We start from the raw sequence: 20,201 nt of genomic DNA, 5'->3' as shown, positions 1-20,201 counted from the left end.
ATTCACGGCCGGAAAAGCGTCTCGGACGCTCTTACTGCACCTTCACCAGCTTGATGGCGTCGGCCCCGTCCGGACCGGGGATGTAGTCGATGAGGACACGATCGCCTGCCTTCAAGGCAATATCGTTTTCCACCACTGGTTCTCGTGCGATGACCTCTTCGCAGTCCTCGGTGATCAGGACTCCGAAACCTTCATACGTACCGGCGTACCACTTCTCGACGACCGCCCACATACTCGCTCCCACCCGTCGTTTTAGCAGTACATCCGACTGTAGTCGCAGGTAGAGCAACTTTTGCTGGTTAGCCGACGGGGCGTGTCGTCAGCGCAGAAGGAGGTCGACCCACCGGGCAGTGCGGACGAATCCGATGTTCTCGTACACCCCGGCGGCATGGTTTCCTGTGGTGGCCGCCAGGCCGAGGGCAGGCAGTTTCGCCTCGGCGGCCAACCACAACACGTGGCGCAGCAGGAGGGAGCCGAGGCCGCGGTAGGCGGGTGCGGGGTCGCGAAAGACCTCGGAGATCCACGGTCCTTCCTCGGGCGGGAGACCGGGACAATTGTGGGCGAGGACGGCGGCGATGCCGAGGCCGCGATCGGTATCGATCAGTACCGTGCTGGCGGGTAGCAGTGTGCCCATGAGGGTGCCGTTCAGCAAGGCTTGCAGATCCTCGAAGCTGCTCATGTCGTGGTCGGGATGGCCGACCGGATATGCCGCGGCATAGGTGGCGCGTAATACCGCCGGATCGACCGTTTCAGCAGCGCGTAATTCTAGATTCGCCGACAATCGACCAAGCGCGAATGGACGCGAAACCTCTTGCAGCCCATGGGTGAAGGTGTCGAACTCGCGCTGCACTCGCGCGCCACGTTCGACCAAGAGCGCACTCAGCGACGCCAGTGTTGTCGCGCCCCAACCCGACAACTCCGCCGCGATGCGATCCGCGGCCACAGTGGGCGAAGCCCCCTCCGCGAGGCGCAGATCGTCCGCCCAGCGCACCTCCTGCCTGCTCTCCTCCTCGTAGTAGGCCAGTGACTCTCCCCCGACGCCTCGCACGACCTCGGTGTTCACTCCTGGCTCCCATCTCCGAGTCACTTCGACTAGCTGCGGATCGCCCAGAGTACGGACCGCATCAACCCACCCGGCAACCACATGAGAATGGTGGCTGGCGGGTGGTGAGCGGAGTTGCCAGGATGGGTCCATGGTTGACAGCGGGAATCGCGCGGCACCGGCCTCGAAGAACACCTTCGATTACGACGCGGAGTTGCGTCACCATCATCGGCGGCTACGCGAAGCTATCGACGTACGACCTGATGACAATGTGCTCGATATCGGCTGTGGCACTGGCCAACTCACTCGCGAGGCCGCCGCGCTCGCGCACGAGGGCAGCGCGCTCGGGGTGGATATTTCGCCGGTGATGCTGGCGCAGGCGCGCGAGCTCAGCGCGGCAGCGGAGGTCGGCAACGTGCACTTCGAGCAGGCGGACGCCCAGGTCTATCCGTTCCCGGCAGCACATTTCACGCACGCCGTCAGCCGGTTCGGCACCATGTTCTTCGCCGATCCGGTCGCGGCGTTCACCAACATCGGAAGCGCATTGCAACCCGAAGCGCAACTGGCGCAACTGGTGTGGCAGGCCGGTGACCGGCAGGAGTGGGTCGGCACGATACGTCAGGCCCTCTCGGGTGCACCCGTCGCCGCACCGACCGGCGGTGCGTTCTCACTGGCCGATCCGGTCGAGGCCGAGGGCGTTCTTACCGCAGCCGGATTCACCGACGTCAACGTCACCGACGTGCACGAGCCCGTCTATTACGGCCCGGATCCCGAGGCCGGCGTCGACTCCGTCCTCGCGCTGCGCATGGCCACCGAGTTGCTCGCCGAGTTCGACGCCGACGAGACCGAGCGGGCCCTCGACCGACTACACGCCGTCATGACCGCCCACTGCGGCACCGAGGGCGTGTGGTTCGACTCGCACGCTTGGCTTATCACGGCTCGCCGGTAGGCGCGCGGATCAGGGCAGTGGGGTCAGTGCGCCTTCTCTGTACTGTTCGCGGACCACGTAGCGGCGGACTTTGCCGCTGGAGGTCAGAGGGACCGAGCCTGCGGTTACCAGGACGACGTCGTCGAGGCGTAGGCCGTTGTGTTCGCCGACTGCTTGGCGGACGGCGGTGATGATTTCGGTCTTGTCGGCGGCCTCGGCTGCTGGGTCGCGGTTGAGTTCGGCGACCAGGACGAGGGTGGGTTGGTCGCCGTCGAGGACCTGGAAGGCGGCGCAGCGGTCGGGGCGCAGGGCCGGGTGGCTGTCCATTGCGGAGGCTTCGATGTCGGAGGGGTAGTGGTTGTAGCCGTCGACGATGATGAGGTCTTTGCGGCGGCCGGTGACGTAGAGCTGGCCGTCGTGGATGAAGCCGAGGTCGCCGGTGCGGAGGAAGTGGCCGGGGCGGCCGGTGACGGTGGCGTTGAAGGTTTCCGTCGAAGCCTCGGGGGCGTCCCAGTAGCCGAGGCCGATACTTTCACCGCGGAGGCAGATTTCGCCGACCTGTCCCTCTGGTAGCGGGGTGTGGGTGTCGGGGTCGGTGAGGACGAGTTCGTAGGCGTCATTGAGTTCGCCGCTGGCCACCAGGCGGCGGCCGCCGCTCGATACCGGCTCCACCCGGCCCTTGGCGAGTGCGGTCGGGTCCACCTCGACGGTGGTGAGTCCACTTCCGGCCGGGCCGCCGGTCACCAAAAGCGTTGCCTCGGCTAGGCCGTAGCAGGGGAACAAGCTGTGCACATCGAAGCCTGCGGCACCGAAGTGCTCGGCGAACGCGAACATCGTGTCCACCCGGACGGGTTCCGCACCGCAGAGTGCGACCCGCAGGTTGGACAGGTCATAGCCGGCGACCTGATCGGCCGGTACCCGCCGCACCGCCAGCGCGAAGGAGAAGTTGGGGGCGACGGTGTGGGTGGCCTTGTACCGGGACATCGCCGAGATCCAGCGGGCGGGTCGTTGCACAAAAGCCAAGGGGGACATACTGATAACGGTCGAGTCGCTGTACACGGGGTAGGTGACCATGCTGAGCAGGCCCATGTCGTGGAAGGTGGGCAACCAGGCCACGCCGACACCGGCGCCGATCTCCGAAGTGACCAGTCGGAGGTTGGCGAGCACGTTGCCGTGGGTGAGTGCGACGCCCTTCGGTTCGCCGGTCGATCCGGAGGAGTACTGCAGGTGGGCGATGGTATCGCCGGTGATGCCCGGATCGCGGTACTGATCGGCTTCCGCCAGGTCGATGCGGTCGGTCACGACCGTCTGCAGCCCGGCGAACCCGTCGGCATCCGCGAGCACCGGGCCCAGTAGGGGTTCGATATCAGCGCTCGTAAACAGCAGCCGCGCACCGGAATTGGCGACGATGGACGCCAACCGCGCCAAACCGTCCGCCAACTTGCTCGGCTGCGGCGGCGCGACGGGTACCGCGATCACGCCCGCATAGAGGCAACCGTAATAGGCGACAACGAATTCCAGGCCAGGGGCATAAAGCAGCAGTGCCCGCTCCCCCGGTCGCGTGAGCTGCGCCAGATGGGCGGCCACCGCCCGGGCCGCGCGATCCAGTTGCGGGAAAGTCATTGTGGCAGTGGGCTCGTCACCGTCGCCGAGGTGGTGGAAACGCACCTCGTCGGGGGTGGCGGCGGCGCGGGCGGTCAGCATCTCGGCCAGGGTGGCGGGTTCGACCGCGAAATAGGTTGTCATGCTTGAACTCCTGAGGTACGGCGGCGGAGATTCGAGTCGGCACCGGCCGATTCGGCCGGCCGCAGCGTGAAACGGGGTGGCGGCCGGCCGCCGACGAAGGCCCCGACGTACTGGGAGTGCAAACCGAAATGATGGACGTATCCGGTGGGCCGGTCGGCACCGTCCACCGGAGTGAGCACGGAGCGCCCATTGCGGTCGGTGCGCAGCTCGATGGTGTCGGGCGATATCGTCAGCCCGCTACCCAACCATTTCAGATAGCTCTCCTTGGCGACCCAATGGTGCAGAAAACGCCGCCGGTCCGTGCCGACCCAGTCCGCCTCGCGCGCGGTCAGCACCCGCGACGCCAACCCGGCCAGGTCGAAATCGGCATCGACCCGTTCGACGTCGACCCCGACCGACGCCGACCCGCCGACCGCGACAACGGCGAGACCTCGGGTGTGCGTCAGATTGAATGCCGGTGCATAACAAGGCAATTCCGGCTTGCCATGCGGTCCGGTGGTGAAAACGAGGTCCTCGGGCGGACATCCGGCATAGGCCGACAGCACGCGCCGCATCGTGGCCCGGATGCGGATGAAATCACCGGCGAACTCCAGCGTGTCGAACCGGACGCTGCGGGCGAGTTCCTCGGGCGCCAGCACCCGGCAATCGCCGGCGGAACACTCGCCGGTCAGCCGCAGCCACCACAGTTCGACCTCGTCGGGTGCGATCGCCCGCCGTGCGGCGGTGCCGGCGATCATGGCGAACCCACCAGGCAGTGGCGGACCCGGCGTAGCACGGTGTCGCGGTGGGTCACCACGAAGAAATGTCCGCCGGGCACCAGCCGAATGTCGACCCCGGCCGAGCCGCACTCGGCCCACGGCTGGAGTTCGGCCATGGTCACGTGGCTGTCGGTGCTGCCGCTGAGCACGGTGATCGGCACGTCGAGCGGCGGGTCCGGCCGGTACCGATAGGTCTGGTCGACGCCGAGATCCGCGCGCATCAGCGTCAGCACCGTCTGCCGCATCTGCTCGTCGTCGAGGATCTCGTCCGGGGTGCCGCCGAGCCTGCGCACGATCTCCAGCAGCATCGGATCGTCGGCCATCCGGATCCACGGCAGCCGCGAAGGATGGTGCGGCGCACGGCGTCCCGACACGATCAGGTGCGCCGGACGCGGCCCCTCCCCCGCGCTGAGTCGACGGGCCAGCTCATAGGCGACGAGCGCGCCCAGGCTGTGCCCGAACAACGCGAACGGCTCTTGCCAGACACCGTCCATCGCCGCCAGCAGGTCGTCGAGCAACGGCGTGAGATGCTCGAAAGGCTCATCCCGCATACGCATTTCGCGCCCGGGCGGCTGCAGCGGCACCACGTCGACGTCGGGCTGTAACTCCTTGCGCCATGGCAGATACGTCGAAGCACCCGCCCCGGCATGCGGCAGGCAGTACAGCGTCGTCGGCGCGCCACCGGCCGACGGATACGGCATCCATTTGCGCGCGTCGATCGCGGGGGCGTTCACAGCAGGTGTCCCGCCGCGGCCGTCTCGACCGTCAGATAAGAGGGTGGCGGCGCAGGCGGCATAGATGAGGCCGCCAGCAATGTCACGCCGTCCTCCTCGCCGAGTTCCGCGAAATTGGCGAATCGATAGGTGATGTACATGATCCGATTCCGGTCGGTGGGCACATATTCGGCGACCAGCCGCGCACCCTCGCCATGAGCAAGCCGGACAACATGATTCAGCAATACCGTCCCCACGCCACGAGATATCACCCGGCACGACATCAGCAGCAACTTCAGCCGCCACTGGTGCACACCGCGTTTCACCAGCGCTAGACCGACCTGCCCGTAAGTTCCGTACTTGTCTTCCAACTCGGCCATCAGCAACAGGTGATCATCGGATTCGGCATGCGCCGCAAGCTCTTCGGCCGAATACATGACACCGGTCGAGTTGAGCTGATTGGTCCGGACGACGAGTTCCTCGGCCCGGCCGATATCCGCAGCACCCGCCGGACTGATCCGGAAACGCATCCCCAGGGTGGCGAGAAATTCCTCGTTGGTGCCGGAGAACCGGTCCTCGGCCGTCGAGCGTTCGATACTCGCCCGGTACATCTGCCGCCGCACCCGCGAGTCCGCGGTGACGTGCTTCGGCTGGAATTCCGGCCGATCCGCCAGCGTCGCGGCCTCTTCCGCAGCTATACAGAGCACCTCGGGATGCGCGAATCCGACCTCGTCCCGTTCGAGCTCTTGATCGTCGACAAAGGCGAGCGTGTCGATCCCGATATTCAGCCGCTCGGCGATCGTCGCGACCGAGGCGGATTTGTTGTCCCAGCTGATTTGCGGGTGCAGAAAGTACTCCGCGATCCCGAGTTCCTTCAGCTTCGCGACCGCGAGGTCGGGATCGTTGCGGCTGGCGATGGAATGCAGAATCCCGCGTTCGTCGAGCGTGACGATGGTCTCCCGGATCCCCGGCTTGAGCTCGGTGACCGCGGAGTTCTCCAAAAGGATGCCGTCCCACAGGGTGTGGTCGAGATCCCAGACGACACATTTGATGTACCGGGGGCGGTTACGGATTTCAGCGTTCATCGAATTCCCTGGCCTCTGCGAATCACTCGACGTCGACGATGCGGGCCTGATTCCGGCACGCATCGGTGGCGATCAGTACGTGTTGCAGCTGTGTGCTGCCCTCGATGATTTCCATGACCTTGGCGTCGCGCAGATACCGGCCGACCGGATATTCGTCGCTGCACCCGCGCGCACCGTGCAGTTGCACCGCGTCATTGGCCGCGGCCACCGCCGAGGTCGCCGCGAATTGCTTGGCGATGCAGGTCGCCATGATGGTGTCGGGACTGCCCGCGTCTTTCAGCTGCGCGGCCTGCCGGACCAGCAACCGGGCCGCCCTGGTGTTGGTGGCCATCGTCGAGATCAGCTGTTGCACGAGTTGGTGTTCGCGCAGCAAGGCCCCGCCCTGGCGGCGGGTGTTGGCGTACGCCACGCTGGCCTGCAAACAGGCCTGCAGCAGGCCGACACACCCGGCGGCGACACTGAATCGCCCGATATCGAGCACGCCGGTGGCGATGGCCAATCCCATGCCCTCGGGCCCGATGATCGAGTCGGCACCGATGCGGCAATTCTCGAAAACGATCTCGGCGACCTGACTACCGCGCGTCCCGGTGACCTCCGGGACCGGAATCCGGCGAATGCCGGGACTGGCCGCATCGACCAGGAACACGGCGGGACCGACTGCGGTGCGGGCGAATACGAGCAGTACGTCGGCGAGCTGGCCGCCGGTGACCCAGAGTTTGTGACCGTCGATGATCCACTCGTCACCCTCGCGCCGCGCCGTCGCCTGCAGCGCGGCGAAATCACTGCCCGCCTCGGGCTCGGTCAGACAGAACGCGCCGAGCGCGGCACCGGCGACCATGTCGGCCTTCCACCGGCTCTTCGCCGCCTCGGTCCCCCACCGATCCAGCGCGAACAACGCCATGGAGTGCACGGTCAGCAGGCTGCGCATGGACGAACAGCCGCGCCCCACTTCCTCGTGCACGCGCGCGAGGGCCGTCATTCCGGCACCGGTGCCACCATCGGCGGTCGACAGCACCGCACCCCACAGGCCGCGCGCGGCGAACTCGGTCACCATGCTCAGGTCGATCCGCGCCGCACGATCGAACTCGGCGGCCCGCGGCGCCACCACCTCATCGACGAACGCACCGATCTCGGCCCGCGAAAACGCTTGGCCTAAAACGGGTTCCGCCTGCACCGCCATCACGCCACCTCGGTCGCCGTGCCGTGGCCGTTGAGCCTGCCGACCAGGTCGGTCATCACGTCCACCGTGCGGAAGTTGTCCAGCATCAGCTCGTCGTTGGGAATCCGGCCGCCGAGATTCTGCTCGATGAACATGACCAGTTCCATCGCGAAAAGTGAATTGACGAAGCCGCTTTCGAAGATGTCGTGATTGTCCTGGAGCCGCCCTTCGGGGAACCGCTTGGCGACGAAGTCACGGATTTCGGAACGGACATCGGAGAACATAACTACCGTCCTGTCGGTAACGGGGCAATGGTTCGGTGGTGCGGGCCGGCTCTCATGAGTACGAGAAGAAACCCTGGCCGGACTTCCGGCCGTGTAGTCCGGCGTCCACCATCTTTTTCAGCAAGGGGCACGGCCGATACTTGCTGTCCCCGTAGAACTCCTGGAGTCCCTCGATGCTGTACAGGATGGTGTCGAGGCCGATGAGGTCCGCGGTCTCCAGCGGACCGGACGCGTGCCCGAAGCAGGACCGGAAGATCTCGTCCACCTCGGCGGCCGCCGCCACGCCGTCCTGCAGCAGGAAGATCGCCTCGTTGACCATCAGCATCAACACCCGATTGGAGACGAAGCCCGGCATGTCGTTGACGACGATGCCGCGCTTGTCGAGATCGGCGAGCAGTTGCAGCGCGATGGCGATGGTGGTCTCGGAGGTGTGCCAGCCGCGGATCACCTCGACGGTGGATTTCATCGGCACGGGGTTCATGAAATGCATGCCGATCACCCGATCGGGGCGATTGGTGACCCCGGCTATCTTGGTGATCGGGATGCACGAGGTATTCGCCGCGAAGACCGTGTCGGGCGCGCAAATACGGTCCAGCTCCGGATATATCTCGGCCTTGAGCGCCCAATTCTCGGTGATGTTCTCGATGACGAACTCCGCCGCGCCGACCTCGCCGATATCGGTGGTGTAGCTGACCCGCTGGGTCAGGTCGCCGTACTTCTCGGTGTCGTGCCCGAACAGACGCCCGGTGCGGGAGTACCGCACCACTTCGCTTTCCGCGCGGTCGAGCTGTTCGCGGGAGCGGTCCACCAACACGACCGAGAAGCCATGCGCTGCAAGGGCTTGTGCCAGACCGGTACCCATGACACCGGCACCGATGACGCCGAGAAGTTTCATGCCTGTGGCTTCCTTTCGTCTGCGGTGGCCGTGAGTAGATAAGCGGCCATATCGGCGATCGTCGGCGCCTCGAACAACGCCACGGTCGGGACGATCGCGCGGAACTGTTTCTTGATCGAGTTGATCAGTTGCAGGCCGACCAGCGAATTGCCGCCGGACTCGAAGAAGTTGTCGTGCGGGCCGACCTGGTCGACGCCGAGGGCCTGCTGCCAGAGTTCGGCGAGCCTGCGCTGGTACTCCTCGATGGTTCGACCGGGTGGTGCCGTAGCGGCAGCCGGTTCCGGTGCCGAGGTGGCCGTGCCGAACGGATCGCTGCCGCCGACCCACGTCTCGATGCGGTCGTGCAGCTGACCGGCCGAGACCACCGCGCGTCGCGGGCCGCTCACGATGAGCCGGTCCAGTACCGCGAGCGCGTCCGCGGCGGCGAACGAGTACTTGTCCAAAGAATCAGCGACACCGGGGTTTTCGCCGTGCCGAACAGTGGACTGCCAGGTGTCCCAGCACGCCGAACGCCAAGCGGATCCGCCGGGCAGGCCGGGCAGCGCGACGAATTGGTCCTGGAATGCGTTGGCGGCCGCGTACGCCGCGAACCCGATGCCGCCGAGGACCGCCGACATCGAGGACAGCAGCACGACGAAGTCGGGACGTTCGCCGCGCAGTGCGGCGGCCAAGGCGATGGTGCCGTCGATCTTGGCCCGGAAATGCGCGGCGCTGATCTCCGGTGTTGTCGCCTCGATCGTGGTGAACGCGTCCGGGGACAGCACGCCCGCGGCGTGGATCACGCCGTCGATCGGACCGAAGCTGTTGCGGGCGTGAGCGATCGCGGCAGCGGTGGCGTCGGGATCGCCGATGTTACAGGTCAGCACCAGTACTTGGGCACCGGCGTCCTTCAGGTCGCGCACCGCGGTCGCCTTGGCGCGCAACGTCTCACCGGCCTGCGCGACCGAGGCCGCGTCGTCGAGATCCGGTAGCGGCGTCCTGGCCAGCAGGACCAGTTTGACCTCGGACGCCGCGGCGGCCAGATGAGCCGCCGCTTGGAGGCCGATACTTCCGGTCCCGCCGGTGATCACATAGACGCCGCCGTCACGGACGTATGGAGTAGGTGCGTCCAGCGTGAGTGGCCTGAAGCGTTTCACCAGCCTGCGCCGCCCGCGACGCGCGATCACCGTGTCGGTGCCCGGCCAATGCAGTTCGGCGACAACAGCTTCGGTGAGCTCGTCCCACGAACCGCTCTCATCGTCGACCGGCGTGACGACATCGAACGTGCGCACCGCCAACCCCGGATACTCCTGGCCTGCGGTCAGCGCGGGGCCCGCCACCGCGGTCTTGCCGGGATAGAGGATGTCATCGGGATCGATGAACTGCGCGTGATCGGTGACGACCAATATTCGGCAGCCGTCGACACAGCGCTGCCCCCACTGGCCGGCCAGCGCCATCAGACTGTCGAACCCGAAACGTCGATGCAGGGCGACACTGTCGACGGTCGCCGGGTGGTCGGTCGTACCGTGCACGGACCAAAGGTGAACGATGGTGCGTGGCAGCAGGTTCCGTTCGCCGAGCGCCTCGAACAGCCGGGCGTAGTCGGCCGGTTCGCCGGGCCGGATACGGTAGCCACCAGCGGTGGACGTGCCGAATTCGGTACCGGGGACCACGGTCACCAGGTCGGCACCGTCCAGCGCCTTGGCCACATGACCGGCCAGATCGGCACTGCGCGTACCGGGATCGGCGAACAGGAGGTAGGGCCCGTACCGATCCGCCGAATCAGACGCGGGCATCGCGACCCACTGTGGTTCGAAGAGCTCCGTGGCCGCGCCGTCCGTCGCGGCAGGCGTCCTGATCGGCGCGACACTGACGCCGCGCGCACCAGTAGGCCAAAACTGTTGGTGCTGAAACGAATACGTCGGAAGGGACAGTGAACTTCCCGCTGAGCCGATACGCGGCCAATCCACCTCCACCCCGCCGACCCACAGGCGGCCGAGCGTGCGGGACACGATCATCTCGTCCGGATCACGCGTCGAGGAGCCACGCAGCGTCGGCAGTGCGGCGACACCACCGGAGTGCACCAGCGCCTGACTGACCAGGCTGGCCAGCTGACCGGCCCCGAGGTCCAGCACCACGCACGGCTCCGGGTCGACGAGCGTGTGCACGCCGTCAGCGAACGAGACCGTCGCACACATGTGCTCGGCCCAGTACTGCGGGTCGCGGGCCTGATCGTCGGTGATCCACTTACCGGTCAGGTTGGACACGAACGGAATACGAGGCGCACGCAGCTCGACTCCGTCGAACAGTTCGATCAGCCGCTCGCGCAACGGATCCAGCAGGTGTGAATGCATCGCGCGGGTCGTCGGGACTCGTCGCGCGGCGATTTCGTCGGCGGCGAGGCGTTGTTCGAGCGCGGTGATCGCGGCCTCGGTGCCAGCCACTACGACCGTGTTCGGGCTGTTGACCGCGGCACACGACAGGTCCGGGCCGAGGTATTCGGCGATGCGGTCCGCGGCGGTCGCGACGGTGAGCATGGCGCCGGGTTCGGCGGCCGCGACGAGCTGGGCCCGCCGAATAACCAGTGGCAGCGCGACTTCCACGTCGAACACACCTGACAGGCAGGCGGCGGAGTATTCACCGAGGCTGTACCCGAGCAGACCTCGCGGCTCGATGCCATAGCTGTGCCACAGCCGCGCCGCAGCGTAGTTCAACGCGAAAACCACCGCGTGCGCCAGGTCGATTCGGGTGACCAGCTCTCCCGGGCCGGTCGCATTGCCACGCAACGCCGCGAAGGGATCCGACACCACCGGTGCCGCGTCCGGGTAGAGGGCGGTGCGCAGGTCCATGCCCAACGATTCGGCCGCGATCTCAGCACAGTGATCGATCGCGTCACGGAATTCCGGGTGTGCTCGGTAGAGGTCACGCCCCATGCCCGGGAACTGATCGCCGGTGCCCGGCAACACGAATCGCACGACCGGCTGCGGTCCGCGCGGCACGCTCGCCACCGATACTCGGCGGCCGACCTCGTCGAGCGCCTCCGCCGCCTCGAGCAGCGTCCGGAATGGCACCGCCGTTCGGCACGGCATGCAAGTTCGCCCCGTCTGCAAGGTGGCAGCCACCGCAGCGGGAGCGAGGCGTGGATTGCTGCGCAGGTACTCCGCGATCGCATGTGCGGTGCTGGTCAACGTCTCTGGCGAACGGGCGGACAACGGCAGGATGTGCCAACGCTGTTGGTCGTCGTGCACCTCGACCGGCGGCGCGGACACGATGACGTGGGCGTTGGTGCCCGACCACCCGAACGAACTGACACCGGCGGTGGGGACGCGCTCGTCCTCGCGCGGCCACGGAATGTTCTCGTGCGGCAGGCGGACCGGGGTGGCGGACCAGTCGATGGCCGGATTCGGCTGGCGCAGATGCAGATTCCGGGGGATCGTCCGACGGTTCAGCGCGAGCACGGTTTTCACCAATCCGGCCATCCCGGCCGCACCGGTGAGATGACCGATGTTCGTCTTCACCGCGCCCACATACAGCGGCCGGTCGCCCGATGCGCCGAAAACCTCGGTCAATGCGGCGATCTCGATCGCGTCACCGAGCTGCGTCCCCGAGCCGTGCGCCTCGACGTAATCGATGCTGTCGGCAGTGATTCCGGCGCGCTGCTGCGCCTCGCGAATGACGGCGACCTGCGCGGCACGGTTCGGGGCGGTCAGCCCGTTGCTCATGCCGTCCTGGTTCACCGCCGATCCGCGCACCACCGCGAGCACCTGATGCCGCCGAGCCTTGGCATCGGCGAGCCGTTCGACAACGACCGCGCCGCAGCCCTCGCCGAGCAGGAACCCGTCCGCCGCCGCGTCGAAGGTTTTGCAGCGACCGTCCACGGCGAGCATCCGCATCTTGCAGGCCTGCAGGTAGGTGTCGGGATGCACGATCGCGCTGACTCCGGCGACAACGGCCCGATCGCACTCTCCGTTGCGAATGCTGTTCATTGCCAGATGCAACGCGACCAGCGAGGACGAGCAGGCCGTGTCGACAACGAGACTCGGCCCGCGCAGGTCGAGCAGGTACGAAAGCCGGCCCGCCGCAACGCTGGACGCGCTGCCCAGGCCCACGTACGGGTCATCCAGTTCACCGTGGCCGCCGTGGTCGACCAGGACGTTCGCGTACCGACTGTCCGCCATCATCCCGACGAACACGCCGGTCCGGCTGCCCCGGATCTGGTCGGCGGGGATGGCGGCGTCCTCGAACGCCGCCCAGGTCGCCTCGAGCAGCATCCGCTGTTGCGGGTCCATCCGCATCGCTTCGCGGGGCGAGATGCCGAAGAACTGGGCGTCGAAGCCCGCGATGTCGTCGACGAACGCGCCCTTCGTCGTGTAGGCCGTTTCCGGCGCGTAAGGATCGGGATCGAAGTATTCCGTTGCGTCCCACCGTTGTTGCGGCACATCGGTGGCCGTGTCGATGCCGTCTGCCAGGTTGCGCCAGAACAACTGTGGCGAGTTCGCGCCGCCGGGGAATCGGCAGGCCATGCCCGCAATGCACATCGTGTCGTCGTCGGCCGCCGGCTCGCGCTCCGCGGTGCCGCCGAAATCAGCTGTGGCGCTACTTGAATCGGCAGTCGCGCCGACCAGTGCCGCACTCAACTGCTCCACCGTCGGGTGCTCGTACAGCAGGGTTTCGGGGAGGTCGCGGCCGAGCCACTCCTCCAGCTCGCCGGACAGGCCGACCGCGTCGGACGACGTCAGCCCGTAGGCGGCGAAGGTGGTGGTCCGATCGATCGCCGCCGGATCCATTCCGATGATCTGGCTTATCTTGTCTGCCATCCATTCTTCGATCGCCGACCGATCGAAGGCACCGGACCCCACCCGATTCGTCTCCACCAATACCACCCTTCGGACATCGGGTTCCCGGCCTGAATGCTCGAATTCAAAAGAGCTTTTGCCATACACCCGATCAGGGCGAGCTCAGCCCCTGGTGGCCCCGAATCTAGCACCGTTACACCCACCTCGCAACGCCGTTTCCAGCATACTTCATATCGACGCGTATTTGAATGAGAGTCGTTGCGGCATGCTGGACTTACCGTTCGACAGCGACTACATTCTCGACATTCACACGGAATCCGCAACCCCCTGAAAAGGGGGGTTTCAGGCGAATCCCATCCCCCCGATCGGGGGGTTTACAAACGGCCTTTCCAATGCTTTCCCGATAGTCGGGAATAGACACTTGGCGCGTGATCACGAAATGGTACAATGTGATGAGGGTCACAGATGCTGGAATGGTTACACTTCGTTAGTTCGGCTATCTTGAAGACGGGGCAGGCTACAGGGTGTCCATACTTGGAGCTGGGGTGTCATGGATTCGGACTCTAATAATTAAAGGTGCATTTCAGACTTCCAAGTCGCAGGACTAAGGATATCCATTGGAAACTCAGCAAATCAGCTGCTCGACCGAAACTATTTCGGCCACTTTTGCGGAAAGAACCAATACTCCTTTCGCAAAAACCTTGGACGGCCTGCGCACCAATCCCGAGCTAAAATTGTTCTGGGATTGCATCTGGACACCACCGGAGACGAAAGACCAATTCCTGGAGTACGCCGGGCAATTGCGCCGGTTCGCGGCGCACAGCGGCGGACTGCTCGGCCGCAGCCCCGATTTCCTGGCCGGCATCGTGTCCGCCTGGGCCGCCAACGCCGACCATTTCGGCGACGGCGCCGGACCGATCCGCGAGTTCCATCGCGAGTGCCGCGCCGGCAACGCCATCCTCACGCACGCGATCTCCGATATCTCCGAACGCGGGCGAATCTCCGAGGAACACCTGCTGAAAGTCGTTGCGCGCGACGCCGACGGCATCTATCTCAGCGGCTTCAAACAGCTGGCCACACTGGCGCTGTACGCCGACGTGCTACTGATCTACCCCTACCGCATGCTGTCGCAGGCGGAGGAGTACACCGCGCTGTGCGTCGCGATCGAACCCGACAGCAACGGGGTCACCGTGCATTCCCGCGCGGGCTTCCGCGGCGCGCACGAACTGCCGGACCAATCCATCGACGTGCTCGACGAACAAGACGCGATCATCGAGCTCGACCACGCGTTCGTGCCCAACTCCCGGGTCTTCATCGACGGTTCCGTCGAACAGTGCAATACGCTGCGGGCCCGCACCGGCATGACCCATCCGGCCTGGGTACAGGCGCTCGCCAGGATGTCGGCGAAAGCCGAGATGTATTACACCTTGGCGCAGCGAGTACTGGACGGCGGCCAGACCTCCGTCAAGGAACCCGCGGTAATTCTGGCGAAACTCCGTCGTTTCGCCGCGAGCACCGAACGAGACTTCACCGCCGCGCTCGACTCGGCCGCATTCGACGACCGCTACGGATTCTGGGCCGCCGACCGCAATCTGCTCCTGCAGGGCATCGGCAATTTCACCGAACGTATCGAAAGTGCCTCGACCCTGCTTTCCCAAATGGCCGGATTGGATCTCATCTGCCCCAAACCGGGCAGAACAACCCAGCACGGCCTCATTCCCGCCGCACCACAGCTCTCCGATTGGACATTGTTCACCAACCTCTCGTCGGGCGCGTACGGATATCGACAGAACAAATACGAGCTGGCATTCGTCGGTGACCCCGATCGGCTCGCCGCTGGCTGACAGGCGGAAAAGCACCGAAAGAGAGGTATGAACGACATGCTCAACCGGAAACGCCTGATCGAAGCGCTGGAGCCGTTCAGCGGATACGTGCAGTCGGCTGTGCTGTACAACCTGATCGAGCACGGAATTCTGGAACAAATCGTGGTGAACGGGATTTCCGTTCGCAAGGCTTTGGAATCCGCCGTCACGACGCCGGAGCGGGTCGACGCGCTGCAACTGTTCCTGCACACCGCGGGATACACCGACAACGATCGGGCCACCGACAAGCTCGTGCAGATCTGGGAAGCACGCGGCTGGTATCAGATGATGATCGGCGGATACGGCCGCACCTTCCTGGACATCGGCAGCGGGTTCACCTCCCCCGCCGCGGTGCCGAGAGACGGCCGGATGGTCGGCATCGGCAGCTGCGAGATCAGCGTGCACGACGCGATCCCGCTGATGTACCGGGTGCTCGATCAGCGCGGTAAGACCTACACCAGCGGTATCGACCTCGGTTGCGGCAGCGGCATCTTCCTGACCACGCTGGCCGAGAAGTATCCGGACATGCGACTCACCGGGATCGAGCCGAGCCCCGAGGGTGCCGCCGCCGCAGTGGAATTCGTGTCCGGGTCGCTGCACGCGGACCGGATCGACATCGTGAACGCGGATGCCATCCGCCATCTCGAGCAGACCGAATCCCGCTACGACTTCGGCATCATCAGCTTCGTCATCCACGAGATCCTCGGCCAGGAGGGCGAAGCGGGCGTCCGCAAGTTCCTCCGCTCGCTGTTCGACACCAACCCCGGCCTCGAGCTCCTGGTGATCGATATCGATTACTGCTGGGACGATCCGGAGAAGATGCGCGACCCGCATCGCACGAACTATTACAACCACTACTTCCTGCTGCACCCTTTCACCGACCAGCGGCTGGCACCCAAGCAGTACTGGACGGACCTGTACGAGAGCGAGGGCCTCGAGGTCGTAGTGGATGATGTCGACACTCCCGGCCTCGACGAGACCGGCATCGTGACGGCAATGCTGTTGCGGTCCAAGGGAACCCACGATGACTGACTACACCGACAGCCAGGCCGTCTCCCGGCTCAGTTCGGGCCCGCGCACCTTCTTCCGGCTCCCCTACCGGCCGATCCGGGAGCTGACCGCCACCGACGGCGTGGACGCGGTGATCATGGGGGTGCCGATCGACGGCGCGACGGGCTACCGCAGCGGCGCGCGCTTCGGGCCCGAGGCGGTCCGCTCGGCGAGCACGCTCGGCCGGTTGGGCAGCCGGGAACGCAACCTGGTCATCACCGATCTGCTCACCGTCGTCGACGGCGGCGACGTGCACATCGTGCCCGGCTATCACCTGGAGACGCTCGACCTGATCGAGCACAGCGTCGGGCTCGTGCACGACATCGGCGCGCTGCCGATCCTGGTCGGCGGCGACCACAGCCTGGCCATCGCCGAATTGCGCGCCGCCGCAAAGCAACACGGCCCGCTGTCGCTGGTGCAACTGGACGCGCACCGCGACGTGCTCGACAACTACTTCGGCATGAAGCACTTTCACGGCACGGTGTACCGCCGCGCCGCCGAGGAAGGCCTGATCGATCCGACCACCAGCATCCAGATCGGCATGCGCGGCAGCGTGCCACGCGAGGACCTGGAAGACGACGGCCTCGGCTTCACCGTGATCCAGTGCGAGGAGGCGATGGCGCTCGGCGCCACCGAACTCGGCCGGATCGTCCGGGACCGGGTCGGCGCCAATCCCGTTGCGCTGACCTTCGATATCGACTTCGTCGATCCCTCGTGCGCCCCCGGCACCGGTACCCCCGAGGTCGGCGGGCCGTCCTCGGCGTTCGCGCTGCGGCTGCTGCGCGAACTCCAGCTGCCCGATATTCGCACCGTATCGCTGGTGGAGATATCGCCGCCGTACGACACCGCCGACATCACCGCGCATCTCGGTGTCGCGGTGATCTTCGAAATCATGACCCTTGCCGCCGCCGCACGGCGAGCCAAGACGCAACAGGATGGTCGTTTGCATGCCCGATAACATCACCGACCTCGAAGTCAAGGCGCTGATCGACGGTGTGAACCTGTCCGATGGGCATCCGCGAATGTCGCTGTCCGCCACGCAGTCCGACATCGTCACCGCCTTCCCCGAGGTCTTCGCAGAAACCAGGAAGCTGCCCGTCGACGTGGTCGAGCGGAGCGCGCGCAACGCGTTCCTGTCGTCGATCGGCCAGCACGGCGCGCTGGCCGACGAGGTCACCTTCCGCAGCTGCTATTCCTCCTCGACCGCTATCGACATGATCGGCAAGGCGATTCGCCTCGCCGACCGCCGGGTGGCGATGGTCGAGCCGACCTTCGACAACCTGCACGACCTGCTCGCGGGCCACGGCCTGACCATCCATTCCATTGCCGAAACCGAGTTGGCGTCGGGGGCACTCGAGGATGTAATCCCCACGCGCGGAGTGCTGTTCACCGTCTCACCGAACAATCCGACGGGTACGGTGATCGATGCGGATCGGCTGCACGAGATCGCCGCCGCATGCGCCGACCGGGACACCGTCCTCGTCATCGATTCCTGCTTCCGGGCACAGGATCTGCGCGCGCAGTACGACATGTATGCCGTACTCGGCCACTACGATCTCGACTGGGTGATCATCGAGGACACCGGAAAGCTCTGGCCCCTGCAGGAATTGAAGGCCGGCTTCCTGAACTGGAATGTCGGCAATCCGCTGCCGCTGGCCAGAATGTACTCCGATCACATGCTGTCGGCGTCGCCGTTCATCCTGCGGGTCGTCGAACTGTTCGCCGAGGACGGCAGGCACGGTGGCTACGATCGGCTGCGCGGCGGCATCCAGAGCAACCGGACCTTGGCGCGCGAGCACATCAACCTCGCGCCCGCCTATCCGGAATCCAGAATCTCGGTCGATACGTTCCGGCTGCCGGAGGGTGTCGAGGCCAGCGCGCTCTACACTGAACTCGGCGAGGCTGGTGTGCACGTGCTGCCCGGCGAGCTGTTCTACTGGGCGCAGCCAAAACTCGGCACCGATCTGATCCGTATCTCGCTGGCGCGCGATCCGGAAGCCGTCGTCACCGGCTGCCAACGCGTCGACCAGCACCTAGAGGCGTGGAGGCGAGTTGTCATCAGGTGATCGCGCAACGGTGGTCCTGCTCCAGGCGAAACAATCGCTGGGCACCGCCGGGCTGACCGAGTTCGGCTCGGCCGTCACGGCGGCGGGCGCCGACCTGCGGATCCTGCGGACCGGGGAGGTTCCGCTGGTTCGCGAGGGCGACGAGGCACTGGACGAGATCGGCGCGGAACAGATCGCCGACCTCGATGAATGGCGGTCGCTGATCCCCGCCGGAACCACCGCGATCGTCACCAATGACGAGTACCTGCTCGGTTATGCGGCGCAGCTGTCCGGTGAGCTCGGCTTGCCGACCCCGATCCCTGCCGGCTCCTTGGAGAATTACCGACACAAGGGTGTCATGCGGCGGGCGCTGGAAGCCGCGGGTGTCCCGGTTCCGGAAACGCTGATCGTGGCCAGCGGTAGCGTCGAAAAGGCCGGTGGCTGCACCGGATTCGCCGACGATGAGCTCGTCATCGTCAAACCTGCCGCGGAGGCGAACCTGCGCGGGATCCGGACCGAGAAATTCGGCGCCGTCGATCTCGCCACCCTCGGCGACGGACTGGTCGAACGGCTACTCGAAGGCCCGCAGTACCATTCGGAAGTTCTCGTGGCGAACGGCACTGTCACACATCTGTTTTCGGGACTGTACATTCGTTCGCTGCTCGACCTGACCAAGGGTGGCGGGTCAGGTTCGGCCCGGACCGATCCCGCGACGGAGACCGCACTGGCCGACCTCGCTGTCCGGACCTGCGCCGCGCTCGGCCTCGACGGCACATTCACCGCCCACGTCGAATACCTCTCCAGCGGTGATGCTTTCGACGATGTCGTGGTCAGCGAGGTATGCGCCCGTGCCTCCGGCGGCGAGGTCCCGTTCCAGTCCAGGACCATCGCCGGAATCGATCTCGAGCTGCTCAACCTGCGAATCCAGGCCGGACTCGACTGGGCGGAGCCGAAAATCGACCCGGACGCCTCGGGCGGATGGATGTGGCGGGTCGGTCAGCCGATCGCCGGAGCCGACCGCATCGAGCACCTGCCCGTCGACGCGTCGTTCGATCGCATCCGCCTGGGCGGGCGGGCCAGGCTCACCGGCCGCACCGAGGCCGTCCTGGCCGCGCTCGAACTCCTCGCGACCGCGAACGAGGTGCCGTGAGTGACGAGTGAGCGACGGCCCATAGATCGGTCCCGACGGCGCGGGAAACCGTTGACCGACTTCGCCTTTCAAGAATGGAAAGTCCCGGCGCTGCCGCTGCCGTGGGAACTCACCCCGGTCACACCGGCCACCTCGGCCGAGATCGACCAGGTGGTGCACTGGATGGCGCAGCCACACGTGCAGATCGCGATGCACAAGGACTGGAGCCGGTCCGGTTGGCAGGACGAGATCGAATTCCAGTTCTCCGACAACAAGACTCGCCCCTTCCTCGTCGGACAGGACGGGCAGCGGGGCGGTTACGTCGAGCTGTACCGCGTCGCACTCGACGCGGTCGCCGACTATTACGACACGCCGGACAACGATATGGGCATGCACGGCTGTATCGGCGAACCCGACTATTTCGGATACGCCCTGCCGTTCTGGGTCGCGCTCATCGCCGGTGTCTTCGAGACCTACCCGGACTGCACCGGCGTGATCTCGGACCCGACCGCCTCCAATCAGCTGGTGCGCACGCTCGACCGGAATGTCTGCAAGGTCGTGGACGGGCACGAGCTCGGGGAGGTGGATCTACCGCACAAACAGGCCGCGCTGTTCCGCTTCGAGCGCGAAAACTTCTATGCCGCAATGCAACGACAAGGGGGTGTCGACGTTGTCCTCCGCGAGCTCGGTGGTCACTGATCCTATTCGCTGGTTCCTACTACACGGTCCG

17 protein-coding genes are annotated in these 20,201 nt (G+C 65.8%); 7 read left to right on the top strand and 10 right to left on the bottom strand.

All coding sequences use genetic code 11. The annotated features are described in order from the left end of the window. Window positions 1-31: 31 nt before the first annotated feature. Together ACFWF1_RS10865 and ACFWF1_RS10860 are read right to left on the bottom strand one after the other, a co-directional pair. On the bottom strand, window positions 32-232 hold the full coding sequence (locus ACFWF1_RS10865) for a hypothetical protein (RefSeq protein WP_379281583.1): 201 nt from the start codon (window positions 230-232) through the stop codon (window positions 32-34). An 87-nt stretch (window positions 233-319) separates the two neighbouring features. Continuing rightward, entirely contained in the window at window positions 320-1,063 is a 744-nt protein-coding gene (locus ACFWF1_RS10860; RefSeq protein WP_379281582.1) for a hypothetical protein, read from the bottom strand. Window positions 1,064-1,193: 130 nt separating this feature from the next. Between ACFWF1_RS10860 and ACFWF1_RS10855 the strand changes: the two genes are divergently transcribed. Further along, on the top strand, window positions 1,194-1,991 hold the full coding sequence (locus ACFWF1_RS10855) for a class I SAM-dependent methyltransferase (protein WP_379281581.1): 798 nt from the start codon (window positions 1,194-1,196) through the stop codon (window positions 1,989-1,991). Between the two features lie 9 nt (window positions 1,992-2,000). Here ACFWF1_RS10855 and ACFWF1_RS10850 read toward each other — a convergent pair whose 3' ends face one another. Genes ACFWF1_RS10850 through ACFWF1_RS10815 form a run of 8 tightly spaced genes read right to left on the bottom strand, consistent with a single transcriptional unit; the run spans window position 2,001 to window position 13,406 of the window. Further along, window positions 2,001-3,716, bottom strand: a complete 1,716-nt coding sequence (locus tag ACFWF1_RS10850) for a fatty acyl-AMP ligase (protein ID WP_379281580.1) — start codon at window positions 3,714-3,716, stop codon at window positions 2,001-2,003. Then, complete coding sequence (locus tag ACFWF1_RS10845) at window positions 3,713-4,453, bottom strand: 4'-phosphopantetheinyl transferase family protein (protein ID WP_379281579.1); 741 nt, start codon at window positions 4,451-4,453, stop codon at window positions 3,713-3,715. The genes ACFWF1_RS10850 and ACFWF1_RS10845 overlap by 4 nt, the downstream gene beginning before the upstream one ends. Beyond that, a complete protein-coding gene (locus tag ACFWF1_RS10840) occupies window positions 4,450-5,208 on the bottom strand; it encodes a thioesterase II family protein (protein WP_379281578.1) in 759 nt (252 codons plus the stop codon). Before ACFWF1_RS10840 ends, ACFWF1_RS10845 begins: the two co-directional genes overlap by 4 nt. Then, window positions 5,205-6,272 (bottom strand): HAD-IIIC family phosphatase, encoded by a 1,068-nt coding sequence (locus ACFWF1_RS10835; protein WP_379281577.1) that lies wholly within the window; start codon window positions 6,270-6,272, stop codon window positions 5,205-5,207. Before ACFWF1_RS10835 ends, ACFWF1_RS10840 begins: the two co-directional genes overlap by 4 nt. A 22-nt stretch (window positions 6,273-6,294) precedes the next feature. Continuing rightward, entirely contained in the window at window positions 6,295-7,452 is a 1,158-nt protein-coding gene (locus ACFWF1_RS10830) for an acyl-CoA dehydrogenase family protein (RefSeq protein ID WP_379281576.1), read from the bottom strand. Then, window positions 7,452-7,715: an acyl carrier protein gene (locus ACFWF1_RS10825; RefSeq protein WP_379281575.1), complete on the bottom strand. Its 264-nt coding sequence runs from the start codon at window positions 7,713-7,715 to the stop codon at window positions 7,452-7,454. The genes ACFWF1_RS10830 and ACFWF1_RS10825 overlap by 1 nt, the downstream gene beginning before the upstream one ends. Before the next feature lie 52 nt (window positions 7,716-7,767). Beyond that, window positions 7,768-8,610, bottom strand: coding sequence for a 3-hydroxyacyl-CoA dehydrogenase family protein (locus ACFWF1_RS10820; RefSeq protein ID WP_379281574.1), 843 nt, complete (start codon window positions 8,608-8,610; stop codon window positions 7,768-7,770). After that, window positions 8,607-13,406, bottom strand: a complete 4,800-nt coding sequence (locus ACFWF1_RS10815; RefSeq protein WP_379281573.1) for an SDR family NAD(P)-dependent oxidoreductase — start codon at window positions 13,404-13,406, stop codon at window positions 8,607-8,609. Before ACFWF1_RS10815 ends, ACFWF1_RS10820 begins: the two co-directional genes overlap by 4 nt. 596 nt (window positions 13,407-14,002) lie before the next feature. Between ACFWF1_RS10815 and ACFWF1_RS10810 the strand changes: the two genes are divergently transcribed. The 6 genes from ACFWF1_RS10810 to ACFWF1_RS10785 are packed head-to-tail and all read left to right on the top strand — an operon-like array spanning window position 14,003 to window position 20,170. Beyond that, the gene (locus tag ACFWF1_RS10810; RefSeq protein WP_379281572.1) at window positions 14,003-15,229 is read left to right on the top strand and encodes a 4-hydroxyphenylacetate 3-hydroxylase N-terminal domain-containing protein; all 1,227 of its coding nucleotides are present in this window, start codon (window positions 14,003-14,005) and stop codon (window positions 15,227-15,229) included. Between the two features lie 27 nt (window positions 15,230-15,256). After that, complete coding sequence (locus ACFWF1_RS10805; protein ID WP_379281571.1) at window positions 15,257-16,279, top strand: methyltransferase domain-containing protein; 1,023 nt, start codon at window positions 15,257-15,259, stop codon at window positions 16,277-16,279. After that, complete coding sequence (locus ACFWF1_RS10800; RefSeq protein WP_379281570.1) at window positions 16,272-17,255, top strand: arginase family protein; 984 nt, start codon at window positions 16,272-16,274, stop codon at window positions 17,253-17,255. The genes ACFWF1_RS10805 and ACFWF1_RS10800 overlap by 8 nt, the downstream gene beginning before the upstream one ends. Then, window positions 17,245-18,363, top strand: coding sequence for a pyridoxal phosphate-dependent aminotransferase (locus tag ACFWF1_RS10795; RefSeq protein ID WP_379281569.1), 1,119 nt, complete (start codon window positions 17,245-17,247; stop codon window positions 18,361-18,363). The genes ACFWF1_RS10800 and ACFWF1_RS10795 overlap by 11 nt, the downstream gene beginning before the upstream one ends. After that, window positions 18,350-19,492 carry an acetyl-CoA carboxylase biotin carboxylase subunit family protein gene (locus tag ACFWF1_RS10790; protein WP_379281568.1) on the top strand — a complete coding sequence of 381 codons (1,143 nt, stop codon included), beginning with the start codon at window positions 18,350-18,352 and terminating at the stop codon, window positions 19,490-19,492. The genes ACFWF1_RS10795 and ACFWF1_RS10790 overlap by 14 nt, the downstream gene beginning before the upstream one ends. After that, complete coding sequence (locus ACFWF1_RS10785; RefSeq protein WP_379281567.1) at window positions 19,493-20,170, top strand: GNAT family N-acetyltransferase; 678 nt, start codon at window positions 19,493-19,495, stop codon at window positions 20,168-20,170. It abuts the gene before it with no gap. Window positions 20,171-20,201 lie beyond the last annotated feature (31 nt).

Origin of the sequence: Nocardia sp. NPDC060255, from assembly GCF_042727395.1 — a bacterium.
In the GTDB taxonomy this organism is placed as follows: domain Bacteria; phylum Actinomycetota; class Actinomycetes; order Mycobacteriales; family Mycobacteriaceae; genus Nocardia.
The sequence above is the reverse complement of the archived record's forward strand: the minus strand, read 5'-3'. Positions and strand labels throughout refer to the sequence as shown.

Bases quoted from the DNA above. Each gene is read 5' to 3' on its own strand.
- ACFWF1_RS10865 (WP_379281583.1), bottom strand. From the start codon at position 232: ATGTGGGCGGTCGTCGAGAAGTGGTACGCCGGTACGTATGAAGGTTTC.
- ACFWF1_RS10855 (WP_379281581.1), top strand. From the start codon at position 1,194: ATGGTTGACAGCGGGAATCGCGCGGCACCGGCCTCGAAGAACACCTTC.
- ACFWF1_RS10850 (WP_379281580.1), bottom strand. From the start codon at position 3,716: ATGACAACCTATTTCGCGGTCGAACCCGCCACCCTGGCCGAGATGCTG.
- ACFWF1_RS10845 (WP_379281579.1), bottom strand. From the start codon at position 4,453: ATGATCGCCGGCACCGCCGCACGGCGGGCGATCGCACCCGACGAGGTC.
- ACFWF1_RS10835 (WP_379281577.1), bottom strand. From the start codon at position 6,272: ATGAACGCTGAAATCCGTAACCGCCCCCGGTACATCAAATGTGTCGTC.
- ACFWF1_RS10830 (WP_379281576.1), bottom strand. From the start codon at position 7,452: ATGGCGGTGCAGGCGGAACCCGTTTTAGGCCAAGCGTTTTCGCGGGCC.
- ACFWF1_RS10825 (WP_379281575.1), bottom strand. From the start codon at position 7,715: ATGTTCTCCGATGTCCGTTCCGAAATCCGTGACTTCGTCGCCAAGCGG.
- ACFWF1_RS10820 (WP_379281574.1), bottom strand. From the start codon at position 8,610: ATGAAACTTCTCGGCGTCATCGGTGCCGGTGTCATGGGTACCGGTCTG.
- ACFWF1_RS10815 (WP_379281573.1), bottom strand. From the start codon at position 13,406: ATGGCAGACAAGATAAGCCAGATCATCGGAATGGATCCGGCGGCGATC.
- ACFWF1_RS10805 (WP_379281571.1), top strand. From the start codon at position 15,257: ATGAACGACATGCTCAACCGGAAACGCCTGATCGAAGCGCTGGAGCCG.
- ACFWF1_RS10800 (WP_379281570.1), top strand. From the start codon at position 16,272: ATGACTGACTACACCGACAGCCAGGCCGTCTCCCGGCTCAGTTCGGGC.
- ACFWF1_RS10795 (WP_379281569.1), top strand. From the start codon at position 17,245: ATGCCCGATAACATCACCGACCTCGAAGTCAAGGCGCTGATCGACGGT.